We start from the raw sequence: 24,756 nt of genomic DNA on the forward strand, positions 1-24,756 counted from the left end.
GTCAGCCGCCACCCAGCGGCGCGGGATGCGGGTGCATGACCGCGCGCTGACGTTCTTCCTCCAGAAACTTCATGATGATCGGCGCCACAGCCTCGGCCCGGGTAATCAGGAACAGATGGCCGTCGTCGATGATGTGCAGCTGGGCGTTGGGGATGCGCCAGGCCAGCATGCGCATGTTGATCAACGGGATCAGTGGATCGTCGTCGCCGGCGAGCACCAGGGTCGGCTGGTGGATCTTGTGCAGCCAGTGGATGCTGGTCCAGCCCAGGCCGGCGAACAGTTGCCAGTAATAACCCAGCTTGCCGGCCGAACGCACCTTGGCCGCATGACTGGCCGCCAGGCTGGGGTCGCGGCGGAACGAGCCGCCGTAGATCAGTGGGGCGATACGCATAACGTGGGACGGTTGCACGTAGCGCCGGGGGCTGGCCATCATCCACAGCACTTTCGGTTTGCCCGGCACCATCACTGCGCCAGCGGCGGTGGCCGCCAGCACCAGCTTTTTGCAGCGCTCAGGGTAGTCATGGGCAAATTGCTGGGCCAGGGCGCCGCCCCAGGACACGCCGATCACGTTGACCTGTCCGTAATCGAGGTAATCGAGCATCCGCGCGGTGAGTTTTGCCAGGCCGGGAAAGCGATACGGCCGGCTGGGCGTCGACGAGCCGCCGACGCCGGGAACGTCAAAGGCGATGACTTCCAGGTCCGGGTCCAGGGCCTGGATGAACGGGAACACCAGCTCAAGGTTGGCGCCGATGCCGTTGAAAATCAGCAGGGGCGTCAAATGAGGCTTGCCGGGGCGTACCGCGGTGCGCAAGGTCTGGCCATCCAGATCGACGGTACGGAAGATGTACGGTTGCGGCATGCTTCAAGCCCTGTGGGTTGGGTCGCTGTCTTTCATTTTTCCCCCGATCCCTGTGGGAGCGAGCCTGCTCGCGATAAGGCCGTTGCATTCAACATCACTGTTGCCTGACGCACCGCTATCGCGAGCGGGCTCGCTCCCACATTGGATCTGCTGTTAACGCAAGTTTGCGTTCACCAGCGGCGTGGGCCTTGCATTAATGTCGGCTGTTGACATGCTTTCGTGAGTAACCTCACGGCTGCAACAGACGAGTTGCACCAGTTACCGCTCATGCACATACGTGCCCGGCGCCGCTTCTCCCGCCGGATAAGTCTTGTTGCCCAGCACCGTGGGTGCCTTTTTCAGTTTGCCCGAGCGTTCTGCCTGCCAGGCCTGCCAATGCAGCCACCAGGAATCGGTGTGCTTGGTGGAGTTCTCCTGCCAGTCCTCGGCCTTGGCCGGCATGTCCTCGCTGGTCATGTAGCGCGACTTGGGGTTACCTGGTGGGTTGAGGATGCTTTGGATGTGACCGCTGCTCGACAGCACGAATTCCACCTTGCCGCCAAACAGCTGTGCGGATTTGTAGCAGGACTTCCAAGGGGTGATGTGGTCGTTGGTGCCGGCCAGGGAGAAGATGTCGGCGGTGACCTGCTTGAGGTCGATCGGTGTGCCGCACACTTCCAGTGCATTGGGCCGGATCAGCGGGTTGTTCTTGAACATCTCGATGAGGTCGCCATGGAATGCCGCCGGCAGCCGGGTGGTGTCGTTGTTCCAGAACAGAATGTCGAACACCGGCGGCTCGTTGCCCAGCAGATAGTTGTTGACCCAGTAGTTCCAGATCAGATCGTTGGGACGCATCCAGGCGAAGACCTTGGCCATGTCGCGACCTTCAAGCACGCCGGCTTGATAGGAGTGACGCTTGGCCGCCTCCAGGGTCTGCTCGTCGACGAACAGCGCCACGTCGGTGTCCAGGGTGGTGTCGAGCACGCTCACCAGCAGGGTCAGGGCGTTGACCTTCTTCTCGCCCAGAGCGGCGTAATGCCCCAGCAGCGCGGTGCAAGTGATGCCGCCCGAGCAGGCTCCGAGCATGTTCACATCCTTGCTGCCGGTGATGGCCGTGACCACGTCCACCGCTTCCTTGAGTGCCTCGATGTAGGTCGACAGGCCCCACTCGCGCTGCTCCTTGGTGGGGTTGCGCCAGCTGACAATGAACGTCTGCACATTGCTGCGCAGGCAGAAGCGCGCCAGGCTCTTGTCCGGGCTCAGGTCGAAGACGTAGAACTTGTTGATCTGCGGCGGCACCACCAGCAGTGGGCGCTCGTGGACCTGTTCGGTGATGGGGCGGTACTGGATCAACTCCAGCACGTCGTTGCGAAACACCACGGCGCCTTCCGTCACGCCCAGGCTCTTGCCGACTTCGAATGCGCCCATGTCGACCTGGCTCGGCATCCCGCCGTTGTGCACCAGGTCCTTGGCCAGGTGCGAAAGGCCGTCCAGCAGGCTCTTGCCGCCGGTTTCGAAAAAGCGTTTGACCGCCGCCGGGTTGGCTGCCGAATTGGTCGGGGCCATGGCCTCGGTCATCAGGTTGATCACGAAGTGCCCGCGGCTGATGTCCTGGGGCGAAAGGTTGCTCTCGTCGATCCAGGCGTGCAGCTCCTTGCGCCACGCCAGGTAGGTTTGCAGATAGCGTTTGTAGAGCGGGTTCTGGCTCCAGGCCGGGTCGTTGAAGCGACGGTCATCGCCCGCAGGTTGCAGCTCGGATCTGCCGAACAGGACGTTCTTGAGTTCGACGCCGAAATGGGCGACGTGCTTGACGCTGTGCAGCGGTTGTTTGATGGCCTGGGTCAGCACCATTCGGGCAGAGGCCAGCAGATCTTTTCTGCGCAAGCCGACGACAGGATTCAACCCCAGGGTATTTTCCGAGGCTTGGTACTTCAGGTCATCGTTGTTCTTGTTGCTCATCTACGACGCTCCATTGTCCTTCAGACGAGTACCTGGGCCATGCCAGAAAGCCCATAGCCAATGCCAGGTACGCTGCTCGTGTGACCGTTAATTCCGCATCGAGGCAATGAGGAAACATGTGCAAGGAATTCGCCGATTCCTTTGCAGGGAACTTGCCAGCTCCATTGGTTACCCGAGTTTAATTTTTTTCGCAAGCAGGCCAGTCATTGACGTTGCCGCGGGGGCATTCAAGCAGATGAGTCTAGAAAATTCGCCCTAAAGCGCCAGCCCTTGAGTTAGAGCATCAGCTTGACGACCGACTCGTTCGGGTCGCGGGTTTTTCCGGCCGCCTTGAGTTCGGCAAGATAATCGTTCCACAGGTCCTCCTGGCGTACCGCCAACTGGTACAGGTAGTCCCAGGTGAACAGTCCGCTGTCGTGACCGTCGTCGAAGGTCAATTTCAGTGCGTACTGGCCGGCCGGTTCGACCTTGGTCAGGCCGACGCCGATTTTTCCGTATTGCAGGATCGGTTTGCCGTGGCCCTGGACCTCGGCGGAAGGCGAGTGCACCCGCAGGAATTCGGCGGGCAGGTGATACTCCTCGTCCGGCGCGTATTTGAGCGTCAGGGTCTTGGAGGCTTTGTGCAGGTTGATGGCGCTGGGGAGTTTGGTCATGGCCTCTGATCCGTTTCTGAAGGGAGCCTTGATCTGCAAAAACGACAAAGGTCCATGTGGGAGCGAGCTTGCTCGCGATAGCGGTTTGACAGTCAACGCATTGGTTGAATGATACGCCGCCATCGCGAGCAAGCTCGCTCCCACAGGTCCGAGGAAACCTGTCGGTGACTTACAGGATATACCGCGACAGGTCTTCGTTCTCTGCCAGTTCACCCAGGTGGCTGTTGACGTACTCGGCATCGATGAGGATCGGCGCTTCGTTATGGGCGCTGGCCAGGTCGCCGGCACTGAACGAGACTTCCTCGAGCAGGCGTTCGAGCAGGGTGTGCAGGCGCCGGGCACCGATGTTCTCGGTCTTCTCGTTGACCTGCCAGGCGATCTGCGCCAGGCGCTTGATGCCTTCCGGCGCGAACTCGATGTTCAGGCCTTCGGTCTTGAGCAGGGCGCAATACTGTTCGGTCAGGGACGCGTGGGGTTCGCTCAGGATGCGTTCGAAGTCTTCCGGCGTCAGGGCCTTGAGCTCGACGCGGATCGGCAGGCGACCTTGCAGCTCGGGCACCAGGTCGCTGGGCTTGCTCAGGTGGAACGCACCGGAGGCGATGAACAGGATGTGGTCGGTCTTGACCATACCCAGCTTGGTGTTGACCGTGCAGCCTTCGATCAGCGGCAGCAGGTCGCGTTGCACGCCTTCGCGGGACACGTCGGCGCCGCCGACATTGCCGCGCTTGGCGACCTTGTCGATTTCGTCGATGAACACAATGCCGTGCTGCTCGACGGCCTCCAGGGCCTTGGCCTTCAACTCTTCTTCGTTGACCAGGCGGCTGGCTTCTTCATCGCGAACCAGTTTCAGCGCTTCCTTGACCTTGAGCTTGCGGTTCTTGCGCTTGCCCTTGCCCATGTTGGCGAACAGGCTTTGCAATTGATTGGTCATTTCCTCCATGCCGGGCGGCGCGGAGATGTCGACGCCGGCCATTTCGGCCACTTCGATCTCGATTTCCTTGTCGTCGAGCTGGCCTTCGCGCAGGCGCTTGCGGAACAGCTGGCGGGTGTTGGAGTCCTGGGTCGCAGCGGATTCGGCGTTGAAGCCCATGCGCGCTGGCGGCAGCAGCGCGTCGAGGATGCGCTCTTCGGCGGCATCTTCGGCGCGGTGACGGACCTTGGTGATTTCCTGTTCGCGCAGCAACTTGATGGCGGCATCGGCCAGGTCGCGGATGATCGACTCGACGTCGCGACCGACATAACCGACTTCGGTGAACTTGGTGGCTTCGACCTTGATGAACGGCGCGTTGGCCAGTTTGGCCAGGCGACGGGCGATTTCGGTTTTACCGACACCGGTCGGGCCGATCATCAGGATGTTCTTGGGGGTCACTTCGACGCGCAGCTCTTCAGGCAGCTGCATCCGACGCCAGCGGTTACGCAGGGCGATGGCGACGGCGCGCTTGGCATCGTCCTGGCCGATGATGTGGCGGTTGAGTTCGTGGACGATTTCGCGGGGAGTCATGGACATAGTATTTGGCGGTCCTCAAGCAGGAATGAGCCGTGGCACAGGGCCAGGCTTATTCCGCGAGATCCTGCTCCTCAATGGTCTGGGTGTGGTTGGTGAAGACGCAGATGTCGCCGGCGATGCCCAAGGCAGTCTCGACGATTTCGCGGGCCGACAGATCGGTCTTTTTCAACAGGGCGCTGGCTGCGGCCTGGGCGTAGGCGCCGCCGGAACCCATGGCGATCAGGCCATCCTCGGGTTCAACGACGTCACCGTTACCGGTAATGATCAGCGAGGCGTCCTTGTTGGCGACCGCGAGCATGGCTTCGAGGCGGCTCAGGGAGCGGTCGGTACGCCATTCCTTGGCCAGTTCCACGGCGGCACGCACCAGGTGGCCCTGATGTTTCTCAAGCTGGCCTTCGAAACGCTCGAACAGGGTGAAAGCATCGGCGGTGGCCCCGGCGAAGCCGGCGATGACCTGGCCGTGGTACAGGCGGCGGACTTTCTTCGCATTGCCTTTCATCACGGTGTTGCCTAGTGAAACCTGGCCGTCGCCGCCCATGACGACTTTGCCATGACGGCGGACTGAAACGATGGTGGTCAAGGGAAGAGTCTCCACGCAGCGGGGCGAAAATGCCCGGATGGAACTCATATGGGGGTGGCGTGGGTTTTTTCAACTGTGGGGTGGGAGAGGGGACGAGTGGCTTGTTTTGCTTTGAGGGCTGATCACGGCCCCTGTGGCGAGGGGATTTATCCCCGCTGGGGCGCGCAGCGCCCCTAAGATCTGCGACGCGGTATGGCAGGTCTATCGCATCAAGCCTTTAGGGGCTGCTGCGCAGCCCAGCGGGGATAAATCCCCTCGCCACAGGGCTGCGTTCACCTGCTTCAGCGGCTCTGGCGCTGTTGTAACAACAGGTTGCTGAAACCGCTGCCGGCCAATTGTTTTTGGGCTTTTGTCAGTTCTTCGCGGTTGCTGAACGGACCGACCAGCACCCGATACCAGGTTTCTTCCTTCACCGTGCCGGACTCCACCGCCACGGACTGGCCCAGCAGAATGATCTGCGCGCGTACCTTGTCGGCGTCGGCTTCCTTGCGGAACGAGCCGGCCTGCAGGAAGAACTTCGTCACCGGAGCGGCTTTCTGCACGGGCGGAGCCGGCGGCGGCGTGATGCCGGCCAGGGCTGCCTGAGCGCGAGCGGTGTCGATCTTCGCCGCTTCGGCCGGAGTTACCGGCGTGGTGGGCACCTGTGGCGTCGGCAGGGTTTTCTCCGGCACGGCATCGGGCGGCACGATGACTTCCGATTCCGGCAGCAGGGTGTAGAAGTCGTACTTGGGCTTGACCGGTTGCGTCGGGCTCGGCGGGGTCTTGTTGGCCTCGGCGATGCGCGTGGCTTTCTGTTGCTCTTGGCGCACGCGCTTGACGTCATCGCCCTGGCCCGGCTCCAGCTTCATCAGAAACACAATGAAAGCGCCGACGGTCAGGCCGATAGCCATCCACAACCAGCCGGGAATCGGCTGTTTGGCTGGGGGCTGGTAACGACTGGCGCCGCGTTTGGGTGCAGGTTTTTTCTTGGCGGCCAACTTACATGCGCTCCAGCGTTTCCAGGCCCAGCAGTTCCAGGCCTTGCTTGAGGGTGCGCCCGGTCAGTGCGGCGAGGCGCAGGCGACTCTGCATTTGCTCTGGCGTTTCGGCGTTGAGGATCGGGCAGTTCTCGTAGAAGCTGGAGAACAGACCGGCCACATCGTACAGGTACGCGCACAGGGTGTGTGGGGTGCCTTTGTCTGCGACGTTGTTCAGCACTTCGCCGAACTGCGCCAGTCTGGCTGCCAGCTCCTGTTCGTGAGGGGCTTGAAGCACAATCCGGCCGTCGACCTCATCGAAGTTCTTGCCGAGCTTGCGGAACACACCGGCCACGCGGGTGTAGGCGTACAGCAGGTACGGCGCGGTGTTGCCCTCGAAATTGAGCATCAAGTCGAAGTTGAAGCTGTAGTCGCTGGTGCGGTGCTTGGACAGGTCGGCGTATTTCACCGCGTCGATGCCCACGACCTTGGCGATCTGGCGCAGTTCGTCTTCGGCCAGGTCCGGGTTCTTGCCCTTGACCAGGGTGTAGGCGCGGTCCTGGGCTTCGCTCAGCAGGTCGATGAGCTTGACCGTGCCACCGTCGCGGGTCTTGAACGGACGACCGTCGGCGCCGTTCATGGTGCCGAAGCCCATGTGTTCCATCTCCATCGGATGGCTCACGAAACCGGCCTGGCGTGCGACTTCGAACACTTGCTGGAAGTGCAGGGCCTGGCGCTGGTCGACGAAATACAGCACTCGATCGGCCTTGAGCACGTTGTTGCGGTAGCGCACGGCCGCCAGGTCGGTGGTGGCGTAGAGGTAGCCGCCGTCAGCCTTGACGATGATCACCGGCAGCGGCTCACCGTCAGCGGTCTTGAACTGCTCGAGGAATACGCACTGGGCGCCGTTGCTTTCCACCAGCATGCCCTTGGCCTTGAGGTCGTTGACCACGTTGATCAGGTCGTCGTTGTAGGCGCTTTCGCCCATCACGTCAGCCATGGTCAATTTGACGTTCAGCAGTTCGTAGATTTTCTGGCAGTGGGACAGGGAGATGTCCTTGAACTTGGTCCACAGCGCCAGGCACTCGGCATCGCCGGCCTGCAGCTTGACCACCAGGCCACGGGCGCGGTCAGCAAATTCGGGCGACTCGTCGAAGCGTTGCTTGGCGGCGCGGTAGAAGTTCTCCAGGTCCGACAGCTCATCGCTGGTGATCGGGTTTTCCTGCAGGTAGGCCATCAGCATGCCGAACTGGGTGCCCCAGTCGCCGACGTGGTTCTGGCGGATCACCGTGTCGCCGAGAAACTCCAGTACCCGGGCCACGCCGTCACCAATGATGGTCGAGCGCAGATGGCCGACATGCATTTCCTTGGCGAGGTTGGGGGCCGAAAGGTCGACCACGGTGCGTTGCAGCGGACCGGCCTTGCGCACGCCGATGCGTTCGTCGGCCAGGGCCGCGTCCAGGCGTGAGGCCAGGGCCTGGGTGTTCTGGAAGAAATTGATGAAGCCTGGGCCGGCAATGTCAGCCTTGCTGACGTTTTCGTCAGCCGGCAGCGCGGCGATGATCTTTTCGGCCAGGTCCCGCGGTTTCATGCCGGCCGGTTTGGCGAGCATCATCGCGATGTTGCTGGCGAAATCGCCGTGGGTCTTGTCACGGGTGTTTTCGACCTGAATCGCCGGCGACAGGCCTTCTGGCAGCACACCTTCAGCGACGAGTTGGGCGATGGCTTGCTGGATGAGCTGGCGAATGGTGTCTTTCATGGTCTTCTCTTTCAACCGCAGGCGCGGCGGCGCTTCGATGCGCTGGTGGAAAAACTGGGCATTATCCGTGGCGAAGGCAAGCTTGCCAACTGTAGCGGGTCGGGTGGGGATGTGTGGTGGCTATTCGGGCCTCATCGCGAGCAGGAAATTGCATTCCAATGTGGGAGCGAGCCTGCTCGCGATGAGGATGTCTGGATCAATACAAATCCACCGGATCCACATCCAGCGACCAGCGCACCGCCCGCCCGCTGGGCATCTGCTCCAGCGCCAGCAGCCAGGTACTTAATAGCCGATGCAAAGGGGCCCGGGCATTGGCCTGTAGTAGAAGTTGAGCCCTGTAACGCCCGGCCCGTCGTTCCATCGGAGCCGGTACCGGGCCCAATAGTTCGATGCCGGTGAGGTTCTGTTGCCCCAGCAAGCGTTCGGCCTCGCTGCAGGCTTCGTCAAGGAACGCTTCGGCCTGCCCGGGCTTATGGGCTTCGGCCCGCAACAATGCCAGGTGAGCAAACGGCGGCAGGCCGGCGCCGCGACGCTCGCTCAAGGCCTGCTCGGCGAAGGCGAAGTAGCCTTGTTCGGTCAGTTGTATCAGCAGCGGATGGTCGGCCAGGTGGGTCTGGATAATTACCTTGCCCGGCTCCTCGGCCCGTCCGGCCCGGCCTGCGACCTGAACGATCAACTGCGCCATGCGCTCGCTGGCACGGAAGTCGCCGGAGAACAGTCCGCCGTCGGCATCAAGGATCGACACCAGCGTGACCCGAGGAAAGTGATGCCCCTTGGCGAGCATCTGCGTGCCCACCAGGATGCACGGCTGGCCTTTCTGAATGGTAGCGAACAACTGATTCATGGCGTCCTTGCGCGAAGTGCTGTCGCGATCGACCCGCAGTACCGGGTAATCGGGAAACAGGATGCCCAGCCGTTCTTCAGCGCGTTCGGTGCCGGCCCCCACCGGGCGCAGGTCCACTTTGCCGCACTGCGGGCAGTGCCTCGGCACTCGTTCGGCGTGGCCGCAATGATGGCAGCGCAGCTCGCCGTGGCGTTGGTGCACGGTCATGCGTGCGTCGCAGCGTTCGCAGCCCGACATCCAGCCGCAGTCATGGCACAGCAGGGTCGGGGCGAAACCCCGGCGGTTGAGGAACACCAAGACCTGTTGCCCGGCGGCCAGGGTCTGGCCGATGGCTTGTTGCATCGGCCCGGAAATGCCGCTGTCCAGCGGACGACTCTTTACATCCAGGCGCAGAAACCGTGGCTGCTTGGCGCCGCCGGCCCGTTCGTTCAGGCGCAGGAGCCCGTAACGTCCGGTGTAGGCATTGTGCAGGCTTTCCAGGGACGGCGTGGCTGAACCGAGAACAATGGGAATGTTTTCCTGGCGCGCCCGCACCAGGGCCAGATCGCGGGCGTGGTAGCGCAGGCCTTCCTGCTGCTTATAAGAGCCGTCATGTTCTTCGTCGATGATGATCAGGCCGGGGTTTTTCATCGGTGTGAACAGGGCCGAGCGGGTGCCGATGATGATGTCGGCCTCACCGTCCCGGGCGGCGAGCCAGGCTTCCAGGCGTTCTCGGTCGTTGACCGCCGAATGCACCAGGGCGATCCGCGCGTTGAAGCGTTGTTCGAAGCGCGCCAGGGTCTGTGGCCCAAGGTTGATTTCCGGAATCAGTACCAGGGCCTGCTTGCCGGCTTCCAGGGTCTGGCGGATCAGTTGCAGATAGACCTCGGTCTTGCCGCTGCCGGTGACGCCGGCCAGCAAGAAGGCGTGATAGCTGTCGAAACCGGCGCGAATCGCCTCGCAGGCGGCCCGCTGTTCAGCATTGAGCGGCAGTTCCGGCTGGGCCAGCCAATGCTCATGGCGAACACCCGGAGCGTGCCGGCGGATGTCTACCTGGACCAGGTCCTTGGCCAGCAGCAGGTCGAGGCTGTCCTTGCTGAGCATCAGTTTGCTCAATAGCTGATGGGCCACGCCGTGGGGATGCTGGGCCAGGGTCGCCAGGGCCTCACGCTGACGCGGGGCGCGGGCGATGCGCGGGTCGTCCAGCGAGGCGCCCGGTGCTACCGACCAGAACCGCTCCTGGCGTGCCTCGGCCGGTTCGCCCTGGCGCAACAGTACCGGCAGCGCCCAGCTCAGGGTGTCGCCGAGGCTGTGTTGATAGTACTGGGAGGTCCACAGGCACAGCTTGAACAGCGAGGCGGGCAGCGGCGGCGTCGCATCGAGCAAGGCCAGGGCCGGCTTCAGTTTGTCGGCTGGGACTTCGCTGTGGTCGGCGACCTCGACCAGAATCCCGATCATCTCCCGTCGGCCGAACGGCACCCGCAGGCGCATGCCCGGATGCAACTGCTCACGCAGGACCCCGGCCGGGGCCCGGTAGTCGAACAGGCGGCGCAGAGGCGAAGGCAGGGCGAGGCGCAGGATGGCGTCGGGCACGCGGGAGGGTCTCGATATACAGACAAATTCAGAAGGCTTGGCACAACCCTTGTGGGAGCGAGCCTGCTCGCGATGGCGGAGTGTCAACCAATACCCATGCGGCTGATCCACCGCCATCGCGAGCAGGCTCGCTCCCACAGAAGAGCTTGCGCATGAGGCGGGGAGCCTAGCAGACGGTTGGTACAAGTCATAGCTTGCGTGATTGATGTTGTCTGGTAGAATCCGCGGCCTAATTACGTGCGGTATTCAACAATAGTGTTGGGTGGCGGCACGCTAGCCTGAGGAAAACCCCATGAAAACCGATATCCATCCGGAATACCCAGAAATTGCCGTGACCTGCAGCTGCGGCAATAAGTTCGAAACTCGTTCGACCTACGGCAAAGCCCTGTCGATCGACGTTTGCAACGAATGCCACCCGTTCTACACCGGTAAGCAAAAGACTCTGGATACCGGCGGCCGCGTTCAGAAGTTCGCCGATCGTTTCGGTGCTTTTGGCGCTACCAAAAAAGCCTGAGGCTAATCATTTTGGATGGTCGTTTCGGCTGCTCCAGACTGATGAAGAAGGCGTCCCTTGTGGGCGCCTTTTTTGTGTCCGCGATTTGGCTGAGCAGCGCGCAGGCCTTCTGCCCGGCGCCACCTGGCCTGGCCCATGTGATGGTCCAGAAGGTGGTGGACGGCGATACCCTGCGCCTGGCTGATGGCCGCAGCGTGCGCATGATCGGTCTCAACAGTCCTGAACTGGGGCGTCGAGGGCGTTCCGATGAGCCGTTCGCCGTCGCTGCACGCCGGCGCCTTGAGGCATTGGTGGGCGCCAGTGCGGGACGCGTGGGGTTGCTGCCCGGCAAGGAAGACAAGGATCGCTACGGTCGCACGCTGGCCCATGTCTACAGCGCCGACGGTCAGAACCTGGAAGCGCAGTTGCTCGCCGAGGGCTTGGGATTTCACGTGGTGGTCGCGCCGAATGTCGATCTGGCGCATTGTCAGCGCGCTGCCGAACGCCAGGCGCGGGAAGCGGGCGTCGGGGTGTGGAAGCGTTCGCCTGTGCTTGAGGCGTACAATATCAAGGCACCAGGCTTTGCCGTGCTCACTGGCCGCGTGATCGACGTCTCGCGCAATCGCGGCGGTATTTGGCTCCAGTTGGAGGGGCCGGTTGTATTGCGCGTTGCCCCCAATCTGGTGAGTCGCTTCGATATGGCGTCGCTCGAGCGACTCAAAGGCAAGCGGATCGAAGCGCGTGGCTGGGTGGTCGACCGTTCGCGTCGCGGCGGGCTTGAGCCGGGGCAGGCGCGCTGGTTACTGCCGTTGACCGATTCAGGGATGTTGAGTCGCGCGTCTCGATAAAAAATTGTAGACATTTATGCTTCTGATTGTATGCATGTAGGCCTTGTGTTCTGCGGCTCTTGGCCCAAAGTCGTAGGGGGGCGCGCTTGACAGGGGTGACTGGTCAGTCTTGTAGGGACTTTGCGAGGCGCGTATCCTCGGCGGTCCGTCTGTCCAACACAGTAAAAAGCGGAATGCCCACATGTCTGATCTGAAAACTGCCGCTCTCGAATATCACGCTAATCCTCGTCCAGGGAAGCTGAGTGTCGAGCTCACCAAGGCCACCGCTACTGCCCGCGATCTGTCGCTGGCCTACAGCCCCGGCGTAGCCGAACCAGTACGCGAAATCGCTCGCGACCCTGAGCTGGCCTACAAATACACCGGCAAGGGCAACCTGGTGGCAGTCATTTCCGACGGCACCGCGATTCTCGGCCTGGGTAACCTCGGCCCATTGGCCTCCAAGCCGGTCATGGAAGGCAAGGGCGTTTTGTTCAAGCGTTTCGCCGGTATTGACGTGTTCGACATCGAAGTCGACTCCGAAAGCCCGCAAGCTTTCATCGACACTGTCAAGCGTATCTCCATCACCTTCGGTGGCATCAACCTGGAAGACATCAAGGCGCCTGAGTGCTTTGAGATCGAACGTGCCCTGATCGAGCAGTGCGACATTCCAGTGTTCCACGATGACCAGCACGGCACCGCGATCGTGACCGCGGCCGGCATGATCAATGCCCTGGAAATCGCTGGCAAAACCCTGCCACAAGCCAAGATCGTCTGCCTGGGTGCCGGCGCTGCGGCCATCTCCTGCATGAAGTTGCTGGTGAGCATGGGCGCCAAGATCGAAAACATTTTCATGGTTGACCGTACCGGCGTGATCCATTCCGGCCGTGACGACCTGAACCAGTACAAGGCCGTGTTTGCCCACGCCACTGACAAGCGCTCCCTGGCCGACGCGCTGGACGGTGCCGACGTATTCGTTGGCCTGTCGGGTCCGAACCTGCTGAGCCCGGAAAACCTGCTGCGCATGGCGCCGAACCCGATCGTGTTCGCCTGCTCGAACCCGGATCCGGAAATCTCCCCGGAACTGGCTCACGCTACCCGCAGCGACGTGATCATGGCCACCGGCCGTTCGGACTACCCGAACCAGGTCAACAACGTACTGGGCTTCCCGTTCATTTTCCGTGGTGCCCTGGACGTTCGCGCCAAGCGCATCAACGAAGAAATGAAAGTCGCGGCCGCCAACGCCCTGCGCGAACTGGCCAAGCTGCCAGTGCCTCAGGAAGTGTGCGATGCCTACGGCGGCATCAAGCTGGAATTTGGTCGTGAGTACATCATTCCCAAGCCAATGGATGCCCGCCTGATCACCCTGATCTCCGACGCCGTGGCCAAGGCCGCGATCGAGACCGGCGTAGCTACCCTGCCGTATCCGAAGAACTACCCGCTCAAGAGCGTGGATGACGTGTTCAACGGTTAAGCCGTTGTAGCGTTCAATAAAAAGCCCCGGCTCTTCTTTGAGTCGGGGCTTTTTTGTACCTGCCGATTTTGTGTGACCACCGCAAATCCTGTGGGAGCCGAGCTTGCTCGCGATTGCAGTCTGGTATTCAGCATGGATGCAAGCTGACCTGCCGCCATCGCGAGCAAGCTCAGCTCCTACAGGGGAGTGTGTAATTTGAGGGCCTGAAAAAAGCCCCGCGCTTCTTTCGAAGGCGGGGCTTTTGCGAGAGGCCCGATCAGAACAAATCGATCGGCGCCGCCTCATCCGCCGGTAGCGGGCTGCCTGGCGCTACGCCGTTGCCCAGCTCGTTGACTGACGGTGGGGTGTCTTCGCTCTTGAACAGCTCGAAGTACGCTCCCGGAGTGCCTGGGGTGGCTGCTCGGCCGCTGACCGGGTCAACCCGCAGGCTGAGGATGCCTTCGGGTTCCGGTTGGGTGTGTGGCGGTTTGTCCTTGAGGGCAGCGCCCATGTAACTCATCCAGATCGGCAGCGCCACGGTGCCGCCGTATTCGCGCCGACCGAGGCTTTCAGGCTGGTCGAACCCGGTCCAGACGGTGGTGACGTAATCGCCGTTGTAGCCCGAGAACCAGGCGTCCTTGGATTCGTTCGTGGTGCCGGTCTTGCCGGCCAGGTCGGTACGGCCCAGGGCCAGGGCGCGGCGGCCGGTGCCGAGCTTGATCACGTCCTGCAGCATACTGTTGAGAATGTAGGTGGTGCGGCCATCGATGATGCGCTCGGCGATGACCGGCGCTTGCGGTACGGCTGGCGCTGTCGTGGCTTCACCTGGTGTTGCCTCTACCGTGAACGTCTCGCTGGCCGGTGCGGCGACGCCGTCGCTGGCCTGTTCGCCTGAAGGCACCCGTGGTGGGTTGGCGAGGAACAACGTGTCGCCGTTGCGGCTTTCGATCTTGTCGATGAGGTACGGGGTGACTTTGTATCCGCCATTGGCGAACGTGCTCCAGCCCGTGGCGATTTCCATCGGGGTCAGGGTTGCGGTGCCCAGGGCCAGGGACAGGTTGCGCGGCAAGTCCTGCTTGTTGAAGCCGAACTTGCTGATGTAGTCGATGGTACGGTCCACACCCAGCGCCTGCAGCAAACGGATCGATACCAGGTTACGCGACTTGTACAGCGCTTCGCGCATGCGGATCGGACCCAGGAAGGTATTGGTGTCGTTCTTCGGGCGCCAGACCTTGTCCAGGTATTCGTCGACAAACACGATCGGTGCGTCGTTCACCAGGCTGGCGGCGGTGTAGCCGTTATCCAGGGCGGCGCTGTACACGAACGGTTTGAAGCTTGAACCCGGCTGGCGCTTGGCCTGCATCGCGCGATTGTAATTGCTCTGCTCGAAGGCGAAGCCACCGACCAGCGACCGGATGGCGCCGTCCTGCGGGTCAAGCGACACCAGGGCGCCTTGGGCGGCCGGGATCTGGCTGAACTTGAGGGTGTTGTCCGGCTGGCGCTGTACCCGGATCAGATCACCCACCTGGGCGACGTCCGACGGTTGGCGGGGGTTGGCACCCATGCTGTTGGTGTTGAGGAATGGGCGGGCCCATTTCATGGTCTCCCAGCTCACGTGCTCTTCCAGCTCGCCATTGCGGGTCAGCACCATGATGCCGTCCTTGTCCACCTGGGTGACGATCGCCGGTTCCAGGCTGCTGATGGTGCGCTGCTTGGTCAATTCCTCGGCCCAGGCTTCTTTGGTCTTGCCTGGCAGGCGCGATTCAGGCCCGCGGTAGCCGTGGCGCTGATCGTAGGTGATCAGGCCCTCGTGCAGCGCGGTGTTGGCCATCTCCTGCAGATTGCTCGGCACCGTGGTGACCACGCGGAAACCCTCGGTGTAGGCGTCGCTGCCATAACGCCCAACCATCTCGGCACGGGCCATTTCGGCGATGTACGGCGCGTTCACCTCGGGGGTCGGCACGTGGTAGCTGGCGTTCAGAGGCTCATTGATCGCTGCGGTGTATTCGGCCTCGCTGATCTTGCCCAGCTTGTACATGCGCCCCAGGATCCAGTCGCGACGTTCCTTGCTGCGCGCCGGGTTGGCCAGTGGATTGAAGCGCGACGGTGCCTTGGGCAGGCCGGCGATCATCGCCATTTGCGCCAGGCTCACATCACGAATCGACTTGCCGTAATACACCTGCGCCGCCGCCTCGATACCGTAGGCGCGGTTGCCCAGGTAGATCTTGTTGACGTACAGCTCCAGGATCTCGTCCTTGGTCAGCTGTCGCTCGATTTGCAGGGCCAGGAGGATCTCGGTGGTCTTGCGCGAGAAGCTGCGCTCACTGGTCAGGAAGAAGTTTTTCGCCACCTGCATGGTGATGGTACTGCCACCGGACTGGATATGGCCGCTTTTGATCAGCTGGCTAGCCGCCCGCATCAGGCTGCCCGGATCGACGCCGTAGTGATTGGCGAAGTTGTCGTCTTCAGCACTTAGTAACGCATTGATGAAATTGGGGGGAATGTCGGCGAAACGGATCGGCGTGCGGCGCATTTCGCCAAACTCTGCGATCAACTTGTCGTCGCTGCTGTACACCCGCAATGGAATCTGCAACTGAATACTTCTCAGCGCCTCCACGGACGGCAATCCCGGACTAAGGTAAAGAAACGCACCGCTCAGACCCAGGAGCAGTCCGCAGAAAACGGCGAGGATGGACCATCCGAAAAATTTCAGCAGACGAATCAAGGCTTTTGGATATCCAGGCAAAGAATGAAAAGGCGCCAGGTGCAGGGAAGGACCCGTGCTTGCAACAAAGCGAAAAAAAACGCTGGGCATTATAAGCATTTTTTTTCGTCGGTAACGCCACCCGGACGTCCGTCGGGCCGGAGTGATTGAACGCAACGCATATTAGAGAGTCCGTAACTCACGGATAGTCATAGGGAATTGGTAGTGCTACGACTCTTCAATAAAAAAGCCCATACGCTTTTGGGGATAGACATCAGTTCCACGTCGGTGAAGCTGCTCGAGTTGAGCCGCCAGGGTGACCGCTACCGTGTCGAGTCTTACGCGGTCGAGCCGTTGCCGGCCAACGCCGTGGTCGAAAAGAACATCGCCGAGCTCGAGGGCGTGGGCCAGGCATTGTCACGGGTGCTCGCCAAGGCCAGAACACCCTTGCGTAACGTGGCGGTGGCTGTAGCGGGGTCGGCGGTGATCACCAAGACCATCGAGATGGACGCCGGACTTTCCGACGACGACATGGAAAATCAGCTCAAGATCGAAGCCGATCAATACATTCCTTATCCGCTGGACGAGGTGGCCATCGACTTCGAAGTCCTGGGCGTTTCACCGCGCAGCGCCGAGCGGGTCGAGGTGCTGTTGGCCGCCTGTCGCAAGGAAAACGTCGAAGTTCGCGAGGCTGCGCTGGCGCTCGCCGGGCTTACGGCCAAGGTGGTCGATGTGGAGGCCTACGCGCTGGAGCGCGCCTTCGGGCTGCTTGCCACGCAACTGGCCGCGTCCCAGGAGCGGCTGACGGTGGCGGTGATCGACATCGGCGCCACCATGACCACCCTGAGCGTGCTGCATAACGGGCGCATCATCTATACCCGCGAACAATTGTTCGGCGGTCGCCAGCTCACCGAAGAAATCCAGCGCCGCTACGGCCTGTCACCCGAGCAGGCCGGGCAGGCAAAGAAGCAGGGTGGCCTGCCGGACGATTACCTCGGTGAGGTCCTGCAACCTTTTCGCGAGGCCCTGGTGCAACAGGTATCGAGGTCCTTGCAGTTTTTCTTCGCCTCGGGCCAGTACAGTGCGGTGGACCACATCCTCTTGGCTGGAGGCACCGCCTCGGTCGCGGGCCTGGACCGGCTGATCGAACAGCGCCTGGGCACGCCGACCCAGGTGGCCAACCCGTTTTCCAACATGGCCCTGGGCAGCAAGGTCAACGCCGGTGCCCTGGCCAGTGACGCACCGGCCTTGATGATTGCCTGCGGGCTGGCCCTCAGGAGCTTCGACTGATGGCGCGGATCAACCTTCTTCCCTGGCGAGAGGAGCTGCGTGAGGAGCGTCGCAAACGCTTTTTGCTGGCATTGGTGGGCGCATTGGTCGGTGCGGTGGGCCTGACGCTGATTGCGGTCCGCTACCTGGACAGTGCCATTGACCACCAGATGGCTCGCAACAGTCATATCAGCGAGCAGATAGCTGTGCTGGACGAGCGCATCAAGCAGATCAGCGAACTCAAGGCCCGCCGCCAGCAACTGCTGGAGCGCATGCGCATCATCCAGGACTTGCAGGGTAACCGGCCGGTGAGCGGGCGCATCTTCGATCAACTGGCGCGCACCCTGCCTGACGGAGTGTATTTCACCGAAGTGAAGATGGAAGACAAGACCCTCTCCATCAAGGGCGCGGCGGAATCGAACAACCGGGTCTCGGACCTGATGCGTAACCTGGACTCATCGGACCTGTTCGATGCGCCCAGCCTGACGGAAGTCAAGGCCACCACGGCCGGTCAGCTCGATCAGGCCAACGTCTTCCAGCTGACGGTTCGCCAGACCCGTCCGGCCATTGTCGAGGACGCCCAATGAAGCCGGGAGAGTGGTTCGAAGCGCTGCGCAAGATCGACATCAGTGAGCTGGATACCAACAACATTGGCTCCTGGCCGATGCCGGTCAAATGGTTGAGCGGCATCCTGCTGGTCATCCTGGTGCTGGGGTTGGGCTACAACTTTGCCTTGAGTGACTTGGAGAACCAGCTGCAGCAAGTGCGCGGAGAAGAAAACGCCCTCAAGGCACAGTTTGCGGGCAAAGCTCACATGGCCGCGAACCTGGAGCGCTACACCGAACAGATGAAGCAGATGGAAGCCTCCTTCGGCGTGCTGTTGCGGCAATTGCCCAGTGACACCGAAGTGCCAGGCCTGCTGGAGGACATCACCCGTACCGGTCTGGGCAGTGGTCTGGAGTTCGAGGAGATCAAGCTGTTACCGGAGGTCACCCAGCCGTTTTACATCGAACTGCCGATCCAGATTACGGTGACCGGCGACTATCATGACCTGGCAACCTTCGTCAGCGGCGTTGCCGGACTGCCACGGATCGTCACGCTGCACGATTTCGACATCGCCCCGATGGAGCCCGACGCAGGAGCGAAACTGCGCATGAGCATCCAGGCCAAGACCTACCGGTACAACGAGCAGGAGGTGCAGCCATGAAGCCGGCTTGGCGCATTATCCTGCTGGCGGGGCTGGTCGTGCTGGCGGGCTGCAACAACGATAACGGCTTCAGCGACCTGGACGCCTACATGAACGAAGTGCGGCTGCGCCCGCCCGGCAAGATCGAGCCAACGCCGACGTTCAGGCCTTACGAAACCTTCACTTACAGCGCCGCCGACCTGCGCAGCCCGTTTTCACGGCAGGTCAGGGTGGATCAGGCCGGCCGCCAGAAGGGTGCACGCAACGTCCGGCCCGACCCGACTCGGGTCAAGCAATACCTGGAAGGCTTCAACATCGAGCAGTTTGAAATGGTCGGGACGATTTCCAACGTCAGCGGCTCCTTCGCGCTGCTGCGCGGCGCGGGCGGGGTGCACCGGCTCAAGGTCGGTGACTATCTGGGACGCAACGACGGGCGGATCGTCGGCATTAGCGCCACCCAGGTCGAGGTGGTCGAAATCGTTCCTGATGGCGAGGGCGCCTGGCTGGAACGGCCACGGACCATTCCTCTGAAAGAGCACTCAATAGTGGAACTCGAACAATGAACAGGTTTTTTCCAGCCCTCGGTATTTCGCTATGGATAGCGCTGTTGTCGCCGATGGTTCATGCGGTCAATCTGAAAACGCTGGATGTCGCGGCGCTGCCGGGGGACCGCATCGAGTTGAAACTCACCTTCGACGGGCCGCCCCCTGCGCCTCGGGGCTACACGACCGAGCAGCCGGCCCGGATCGCTCTGGATCTGCCGGGGGTGACCAGCCAGTTGGCCCACAAGAGACATGATCTTGGTGCTGGCAATGCGCGAAGCGCCACGGTGGTCGAGGCGGCTGATCGTACCCGTTTGATCATTGGCCTTACCCAGCTTGCGCCCTATACCGCGCGGGTCGAGGGCAACAGCCTGCTTGTGGTGGTCGGCAAGGGAACGGTTGCCAGCGCTACTGCCCAGGCGCCACGCCCGGCGGCTCCCAGCGCTGTGCCCGCCAGAGCCAGTGCGCCGGTGGGCAAGGCGATCCGAGGGGTAGATTTCCAGCGCGGTACCCAGGGCGAAGGCAATGTGGTGATCGATCTGTCGGATCCCTCGATCGCCCCGGACATCCAGGAGCGTGAAGGCAAGATCATCCTCAACTTCGCCAAGACCCGGTTGCCCGAACCGCTGCGCGTGCGCCTGGACGTCAAGGACTTCGCCACCCCGGTGCAGTTCGTCAATGCCAGTGCCGGCGCCGACCGGGCCACCATCAGCATCGAACCCAGCGGTACTTTCGATTACTCCACCTACCAGACGGACAACAAACTGACCGTCAGTGTCCGACCCATGACAGTCGAGGATCTGCAAAAACGCGATGCCAGTCGCGAGGCCTACAACGGTGAAAAGCTGTCCCTCAACTTTCAGGACATCGAGGTGCGCTCGGTCCTGCAACTGATTGCCGATTTCACCAACCTCAACCTGGTGGCCAGTGACACGGTGCAGGGCGGCATTACCCTGCGCCTGCAAAATGTGCCTTGGGACCAGGCGCTGGACCTGGTGCTCAAGACCAAAGGGCTGGACAAGCGCAAGGTCGGCAATGTGCTGCTGGTCGCCCCCGCCGACGAAATCGCGGCCCGTGAGCGCCAGGAACTCGAATCCCAGAAGCAGATTGCCGACCTGGCGCCGCTACGGCGTGAGCTGTTGCAGGTCAACTATGCGAAGGCTGCGGACATCGCCAAGCTGTTCCAGTCGGTGACCAGTGCCGAAGCCAAGGCCGATGAGCGCGGTACGATCACGGTCGATGAGCGAACCAACAACATCATTGCCTACCAGACCCAGGACCGGCTCGACGAACTGCGCCGGATCGTGGCGCAGCTGGATATCCCGGTGCGCCAGGTGATGATCGAGGCGCGGATTGTCGAGGCCAACGTTGACTACGACAAGAGCCTGGGCGTGCGCTGGGGTGGATCGATCCAGAACAAAGGCAACTGGAACACTTCAGGGGTCACCACCGGCGACTCCACCACCATCGGCACGCCGGGCAGCACCAGCACCAACCAGCCGTTTGTCGATCTGGGCGCGTCGGGCAATACCTCCGGCATCGGCATCGCCTTCATCACCGACAATGTACTGCTGGACCTGGAATTGACGGCCATGGAGAAAACCGGCAACGGGGAAATCGTCTCTCAGCCCAAGGTGGTGACGTCCGACAAAGAGACGGCAAAAATCCTCAAGGGCACGGAGATTCCCTATCAGGAAGCCAGTTCCAGTGGTGCCACCTCGGTGTCGTTCAAGGAGGCCTCGCTGTCTCTGGAGGTGACCCCGCAGATCACCCCGGACAACCGCATCATCATGGAGGTCAAGGTCACCAAGGATGAGCCGGATTACCTGAACAAGGTGAATGATGTGCCGCCAATCAAGAAAAACGAAGTCAACGCCAAGGTGCTGGTCAATGACGGCGAGACCATTGTGATTGGCGGGGTTTTCTCAAATACTCAGAGCAAGGTCGTAGATAAGGTGCCATTTCTTGGCGATGTGCCGTATCTTGGCCGCCTTTTCCGGCGTGATGTGGTTTCGGAGCAAAAATCCGAGCTGCTGGTGTTCCTCACTCCGCGTATCATGAATAACCAGGCGATTGCTGTGAGTCGTTGATTCTGTGCGAAATTTGATTCTTGTTGGGCCGATGGGCGCTGGAAAAAGCACCATCGGCCGTTTGCTGGCCAAAGAGCTGCGCCTGCCATTCAAAGATTCCGACAAGGAAATTGAATTGCGCACGGGTGCCAATATCCCATGGATCTTCGATAAGGAAGGCGAGCCCGGCTTTCGTGACCGTGAGCAGGCGATGATCGCCGAACTGTGCGCGTTCGACGGTGTGGTGCTGGCCACCGGTGGCGGCGCGGTGATGCGCGAGGCCAATCGTCGGGCATTGCATGCCGGCGGACGAGTGGTCTATCTGCACGCCTCCGTCGAGCAGCAGGTGGGTCGCACCGCTCGGGATCGTAACCGTCCGCTGTTGCGTACCGCCGACCCGGCCAAGACCTTGCGCGACCTGCTGGAGCTGCGTGATCCGCTGTACCGGGAGATCGCTGATCTGGTGGTGGAAACCGACGAGCGGCCGCCGCGAATGGTGGTGCTGGACATTCTTGATCGCCTGCAGCAACTGCCACCCCGTTAATGCGTCGCGGGAAATGCGCTATCCTCGGCGTCCCGTCATGGCTCGCCGGGACGTGGCCGATGGCCATCGATTGACATCACAACAGGCACCGTGGACTTTCGTTAATTGCAGGCAGGACGCCTGATTCCATCTTCACTGTGGGGACACATGCAGACACTTAAGGTCGACCTGGGCGAGCGCAGCTACCCGATTCACATTGGCGAAGGTTTGCTGGACCGGCCCGACTTGCTGGCGCCGCATATCGCCGGACGGCAAGTGGCGATTATCTCCAACGAAACCGTCGCACCTTTGTATCTGGAGCGTCTGACCCGCAGCCTGTCGGCTTTCTCGGTCATTTCCGTGGTGCTGCCTGACGGCGAAGCCTTCAAGAATTGGGAAACCCTGCAGCTTATTTTCGATGGCCTGCTGACCGCGCGGCATGACCGCCGCACCACGGTGGTGGCCTTGGGCGGCGGCGTGATCGGCGACATGGCCGGTTTCGCCGCCGCTTGCTATCAGCGCGGTGTTGATTTCATCCAGATCCCCACGACCCTGTTGTCCCAGGTGGACTCGTCGGTGGGCGGCAAGACCGGGATCAACCATCCGCTGGGCAAAAACATGGTGGGTGCTTTCTACCAGCCCAACGTGGTGCTGATCGACACCGCGACCCTCAATACATTGCCCGCCCGCGAGCTGTCTGCGGGGCTGGCTGAAGTCATCAAGTACGGGCTGATCTGCGACGAACCGTTCCTGGGCTGGCTGGAAGAAAACGTCGACCGCCTGCGTGCGCTGGATCAGGCTGCGCTGACCTACGCTATCGAACGTTCCTGTGCGGCCAAGGCTGCGGTGGTCGGTGCCGATGAGCGCGAGTCGGGCGTGCGCGCCACGCTCAACCTGGGGCATACCTTTGGCCACGCCATCGAAACCCACATGGGCTATGGTGTCTGGCTCCATGGCGAAGCGGTTGCGGCCGGTACGGTCATGGCCCTGGAGATGTCCGCGCGTTTGGGCTGGATCAGTGAACAGGAGCGCGATCGCGGTATTGCTCTGTTCCAGCGCGCCGGGTTGCCGGTGATCCCGCCCGAAGAAATGACCGAAGCCGATTTTCTCGAACACATGGCAATCGACAAAAAAGTGATCGACGGTCGCCTGCGTCTGGTGCTGCTGCGCCACATGGGCGAAGCTGTGGTGACCGACGATTATCCGAAAGAGGTTCTACAGGCCACGCTGGGAGCGGATTATCGCGCCCTGGCTCAGCTTAAAGGTTAATAAGATTCCGATGACTAGTTTGCATGCCGACGAGGCTTTCCTCGGCCATTTCCAGTTGAGTCATGACCCTTTCGCGCCACGGGTTCCAGGCTTCAAGTTTTTCCCCGCCCAACGCAAACCGGTTCTGGGCCAGTTGCATCACCTGGCGCGTTACAGCCAGCTGTTGCTGGTGGTCACCGGCCCTCAAGGCAGCGGCAAGACCTTGCTGCGCCAGGCCCTGGTGGCCAGCACCAACAAGCAGTCGGTGCAAAGCGTGGTGGTGTCGGCTCGTGGCGCCGGTGATGCAGCCGGTGTGTTGCGTCAGGTGGCCCAGGCGCTGAATGTCGCCCAGGCTGAAGTCGGTGCGATTCTGGATCAGATCGTGCAACTGGCGCTGACCGGGCAGGAAGTCTATCTGCTGGTGGACGACGCCGAGCAGCTCGACGAGTCGGCCCTGGAAGCCTTGCTGGCTCTGGCTGCCGGTGCGCCGGAAGGCCGTCCCCACGTCTTCCTGTTTGGTGAGTCGTCGCTGATCGCCGATCTGGAGCAGCTGAATCTTGAGCAAGAGCGCTTTCACGTCATTGAGCTGGCGCCCTACACCGAAGAAGAAACCCGTGAATACCTGGCCCAACGCCTTGAAGGCGCCGGTCGGGGCATCGAACTTTTCACCGCGGATCAGATCTCTGAGATTCACGAAAGCTCCGATGGCTGGCCTGGAAATATTAATCAGGTGGCCCGCGATGCTCTCATCGAAGTCATGATTGCCAGCCGCTCAGCGGTAAAGCGTCCAAGTATGGGGTTCAACATGCCGAAGAAACACGTATTGGCGATTTCCGCCGTCGTCGTGGTCGCGATCGCCGCCGCCTGGCTGATGCCGGGTCGCAGCAAGGCGCCGACCACCGGCGCACCCGCCAACGAGCAGGCACAACTGCCGCTGGGCCAGGACGCCGCGCAGCCCAATGGCGCTGCCCCGGAGGTGGAGTTCGCGGGTAACACCCAGCCGATGCCGCTGCCGCTGGTCGGCCAGTCGCAACCGGTCATGCGCAGTCCCTTGGCTGAGGCCGCTGGCGGTATCACCGAGGGTGATGACGGCGCGCCACCACCGATCGATGACACCAGCGATACGCCGCCAACCGTGACCACCAGCGCCCCACCGGCGGATGTGCCGGCTGGCCCGGCGCCAACTCCAACTCCAGCCCCAGCCCCGGCGCCCGCTCCGGCTGCCAAGCCTGCGCCGGCTCCCGCCCCGGCCGCCAAGCCGGCCACTCAGGCCGCTGGCGGTAACTGGTACGCCGGTCAGGCTCCAGGCAGCTACGTGGTACAGATCCTCGGCACCAGCTCCGAAGCGTCTGCGCAAAAATTCGTCAAGGAGCAGGGCGGCGAGTACCGTTATTTCAAGAAAATGCTCAACGGCAAACCGCTTTATGTCATCACCTACGGCAATTTCGCCAACCGTGATGCAGCCGTTTCCGCCATCAAGGCCTTGCCAGCGAAGGTTCAGGCTGGTAAACCTTGGCCTCGCACTGTCGCCAGCGTCCAACAGGAACTGGCAGCAACTCGCTGAAGATTCGGCGGCCTTACCCAGGCCGCCTCTCCCAGCACCTCAAAATTTCCGCAAGGGCGAGCGACCTTTCAGGCCGCGCGCCTTGTGGTGTCTGCGTCACAGTAGCGTTTGAGTCGCAGCGGTCGAACCCAAAAAAGTTTTGACTAGCACAGCGTATAGCTTTAAACCTTTCACAAATGCGACATGGATTTGCGACGTTTCGTCGTCAAATTT

The 24,756-nt window shown here is 61.7% G+C and carries 20 protein-coding genes; 11 read left to right on the forward strand and 9 right to left on the reverse strand.

What is annotated here, in order from left to right:
- Position 1: 1 nt before the first annotated feature.
- The 8 genes from phaZ to CRX69_RS01320 all read right to left on the reverse strand — a co-directional run bounded on the left by phaZ (position 2) and on the right by CRX69_RS01320 (position 10,668).
- Positions 2 to 859, reverse strand: coding sequence for a poly(3-hydroxyalkanoate) depolymerase (gene phaZ, locus CRX69_RS01275; protein WP_047225979.1), 858 nt, complete (start codon positions 857 to 859; stop codon positions 2 to 4).
- Positions 860 to 1,117: 258 nt separating this feature from the next.
- Positions 1,118 to 2,797: a class II poly(R)-hydroxyalkanoic acid synthase gene (gene phaC / locus CRX69_RS01285; RefSeq protein ID WP_047225978.1), complete on the reverse strand. Its 1,680-nt coding sequence runs from the start codon at positions 2,795 to 2,797 to the stop codon at positions 1,118 to 1,120.
- Positions 2,798 to 3,072: 275 nt separating this feature from the next.
- Positions 3,073 to 3,450 (reverse strand): gamma-butyrobetaine hydroxylase family protein, encoded by a 378-nt coding sequence (locus tag CRX69_RS01290; protein WP_047225977.1) that lies wholly within the window; start codon positions 3,448 to 3,450, stop codon positions 3,073 to 3,075.
- 169 nt (positions 3,451 to 3,619) lie between these two features.
- On the reverse strand, positions 3,620 to 4,957 hold the full coding sequence (hslU, locus tag CRX69_RS01300) for an ATP-dependent protease ATPase subunit HslU (protein WP_047225976.1): 1,338 nt from the start codon (positions 4,955 to 4,957) through the stop codon (positions 3,620 to 3,622).
- Positions 4,958 to 5,006: 49 nt separating this feature from the next.
- On the reverse strand, positions 5,007 to 5,537 hold the full coding sequence (hslV, locus tag CRX69_RS01305) for an ATP-dependent protease subunit HslV (protein ID WP_003186641.1): 531 nt from the start codon (positions 5,535 to 5,537) through the stop codon (positions 5,007 to 5,009).
- 281 nt (positions 5,538 to 5,818) lie between these two features.
- On the reverse strand, positions 5,819 to 6,514 hold the full coding sequence (locus tag CRX69_RS01310) for an SPOR domain-containing protein (protein WP_047225975.1): 696 nt from the start codon (positions 6,512 to 6,514) through the stop codon (positions 5,819 to 5,821).
- Position 6,515: 1 nt separating this feature from the next.
- Positions 6,516 to 8,252 (reverse strand): arginine--tRNA ligase, encoded by a 1,737-nt coding sequence (gene argS, locus CRX69_RS01315; protein WP_107321407.1) that lies wholly within the window; start codon positions 8,250 to 8,252, stop codon positions 6,516 to 6,518.
- Positions 8,253 to 8,448: 196 nt separating this feature from the next.
- Entirely contained in the window at positions 8,449 to 10,668 is a 2,220-nt protein-coding gene (locus tag CRX69_RS01320; protein ID WP_047225973.1) for a primosomal protein N', read from the reverse strand.
- A 292-nt stretch (positions 10,669 to 10,960) separates the two neighbouring features.
- On the opposite strand from CRX69_RS01320, the gene rpmE reads away from it, so the two are divergent.
- From rpmE to CRX69_RS01335, 3 genes are all read left to right on the forward strand, one after another.
- On the forward strand, positions 10,961 to 11,182 hold the full coding sequence (gene rpmE / locus CRX69_RS01325; protein ID WP_047225972.1) for a 50S ribosomal protein L31: 222 nt from the start codon (positions 10,961 to 10,963) through the stop codon (positions 11,180 to 11,182).
- A gap of 41 nt (positions 11,183 to 11,223) precedes the next feature.
- The gene (locus tag CRX69_RS01330) at positions 11,224 to 12,009 is read left to right on the forward strand and encodes a thermonuclease family protein (protein ID WP_076382998.1); all 786 of its coding nucleotides are present in this window, start codon (positions 11,224 to 11,226) and stop codon (positions 12,007 to 12,009) included.
- Positions 12,010 to 12,190: 181 nt separating this feature from the next.
- Positions 12,191 to 13,459 (forward strand): malic enzyme-like NAD(P)-binding protein, encoded by a 1,269-nt coding sequence (locus CRX69_RS01335; protein ID WP_047225970.1) that lies wholly within the window; start codon positions 12,191 to 12,193, stop codon positions 13,457 to 13,459.
- 256 nt (positions 13,460 to 13,715) lie between these two features.
- Here CRX69_RS01335 and CRX69_RS01340 read toward each other — a convergent pair whose 3' ends face one another.
- Positions 13,716 to 16,160: a penicillin-binding protein 1A gene (locus CRX69_RS01340; RefSeq protein ID WP_173407570.1), complete on the reverse strand. Its 2,445-nt coding sequence runs from the start codon at positions 16,158 to 16,160 to the stop codon at positions 13,716 to 13,718.
- A 207-nt stretch (positions 16,161 to 16,367) separates the two neighbouring features.
- Between CRX69_RS01340 and CRX69_RS01345 the strand changes: the two genes are divergently transcribed.
- The 8 genes from CRX69_RS01345 to CRX69_RS01380 all read left to right on the forward strand — a co-directional run bounded on the left by CRX69_RS01345 (position 16,368) and on the right by CRX69_RS01380 (position 24,543).
- Positions 16,368 to 17,432, forward strand: coding sequence for a pilus assembly protein PilM (locus CRX69_RS01345; RefSeq protein ID WP_047225968.1), 1,065 nt, complete (start codon positions 16,368 to 16,370; stop codon positions 17,430 to 17,432).
- Positions 17,432 to 17,998 carry a PilN domain-containing protein gene (locus CRX69_RS01350; RefSeq protein ID WP_047225967.1) on the forward strand — a complete coding sequence of 189 codons (567 nt, stop codon included), beginning with the start codon at positions 17,432 to 17,434 and terminating at the stop codon, positions 17,996 to 17,998. The genes CRX69_RS01345 and CRX69_RS01350 overlap by 1 nt, the downstream gene beginning before the upstream one ends.
- On the forward strand, positions 17,995 to 18,618 hold the full coding sequence (pilO, locus tag CRX69_RS01355; RefSeq protein WP_107321408.1) for a type 4a pilus biogenesis protein PilO: 624 nt from the start codon (positions 17,995 to 17,997) through the stop codon (positions 18,616 to 18,618). Before CRX69_RS01350 ends, pilO begins: the two co-directional genes overlap by 4 nt.
- A complete protein-coding gene (locus CRX69_RS01360) occupies positions 18,615 to 19,160 on the forward strand; it encodes a pilus assembly protein PilP (protein ID WP_076382994.1) in 546 nt (181 codons plus the stop codon). Before pilO ends, CRX69_RS01360 begins: the two co-directional genes overlap by 4 nt.
- Complete coding sequence (locus CRX69_RS01365) at positions 19,157 to 21,229, forward strand: type IV pilus secretin PilQ (protein WP_107321409.1); 2,073 nt, start codon at positions 19,157 to 19,159, stop codon at positions 21,227 to 21,229. The genes CRX69_RS01360 and CRX69_RS01365 overlap by 4 nt, the downstream gene beginning before the upstream one ends.
- Positions 21,230 to 21,233: 4 nt before the next feature.
- Positions 21,234 to 21,752, forward strand: coding sequence for a shikimate kinase AroK (gene aroK, locus CRX69_RS01370; protein ID WP_003196983.1), 519 nt, complete (start codon positions 21,234 to 21,236; stop codon positions 21,750 to 21,752).
- Between the two features lie 147 nt (positions 21,753 to 21,899).
- The gene (aroB, locus tag CRX69_RS01375; protein WP_047225963.1) at positions 21,900 to 23,000 is read left to right on the forward strand and encodes a 3-dehydroquinate synthase; all 1,101 of its coding nucleotides are present in this window, start codon (positions 21,900 to 21,902) and stop codon (positions 22,998 to 23,000) included.
- A gap of 10 nt (positions 23,001 to 23,010) precedes the next feature.
- Positions 23,011 to 24,543 carry an AAA family ATPase gene (locus CRX69_RS01380; protein WP_107321410.1) on the forward strand — a complete coding sequence of 511 codons (1,533 nt, stop codon included), beginning with the start codon at positions 23,011 to 23,013 and terminating at the stop codon, positions 24,541 to 24,543.
- The last annotated feature ends 213 nt before the right edge of the window (positions 24,544 to 24,756 follow it).

This window comes from Pseudomonas rhizophila (assembly GCF_003033885.1).
In the GTDB taxonomy this organism is placed as follows: Bacteria; Pseudomonadota; Gammaproteobacteria; order Pseudomonadales; family Pseudomonadaceae; genus Aquipseudomonas; species Aquipseudomonas rhizophila.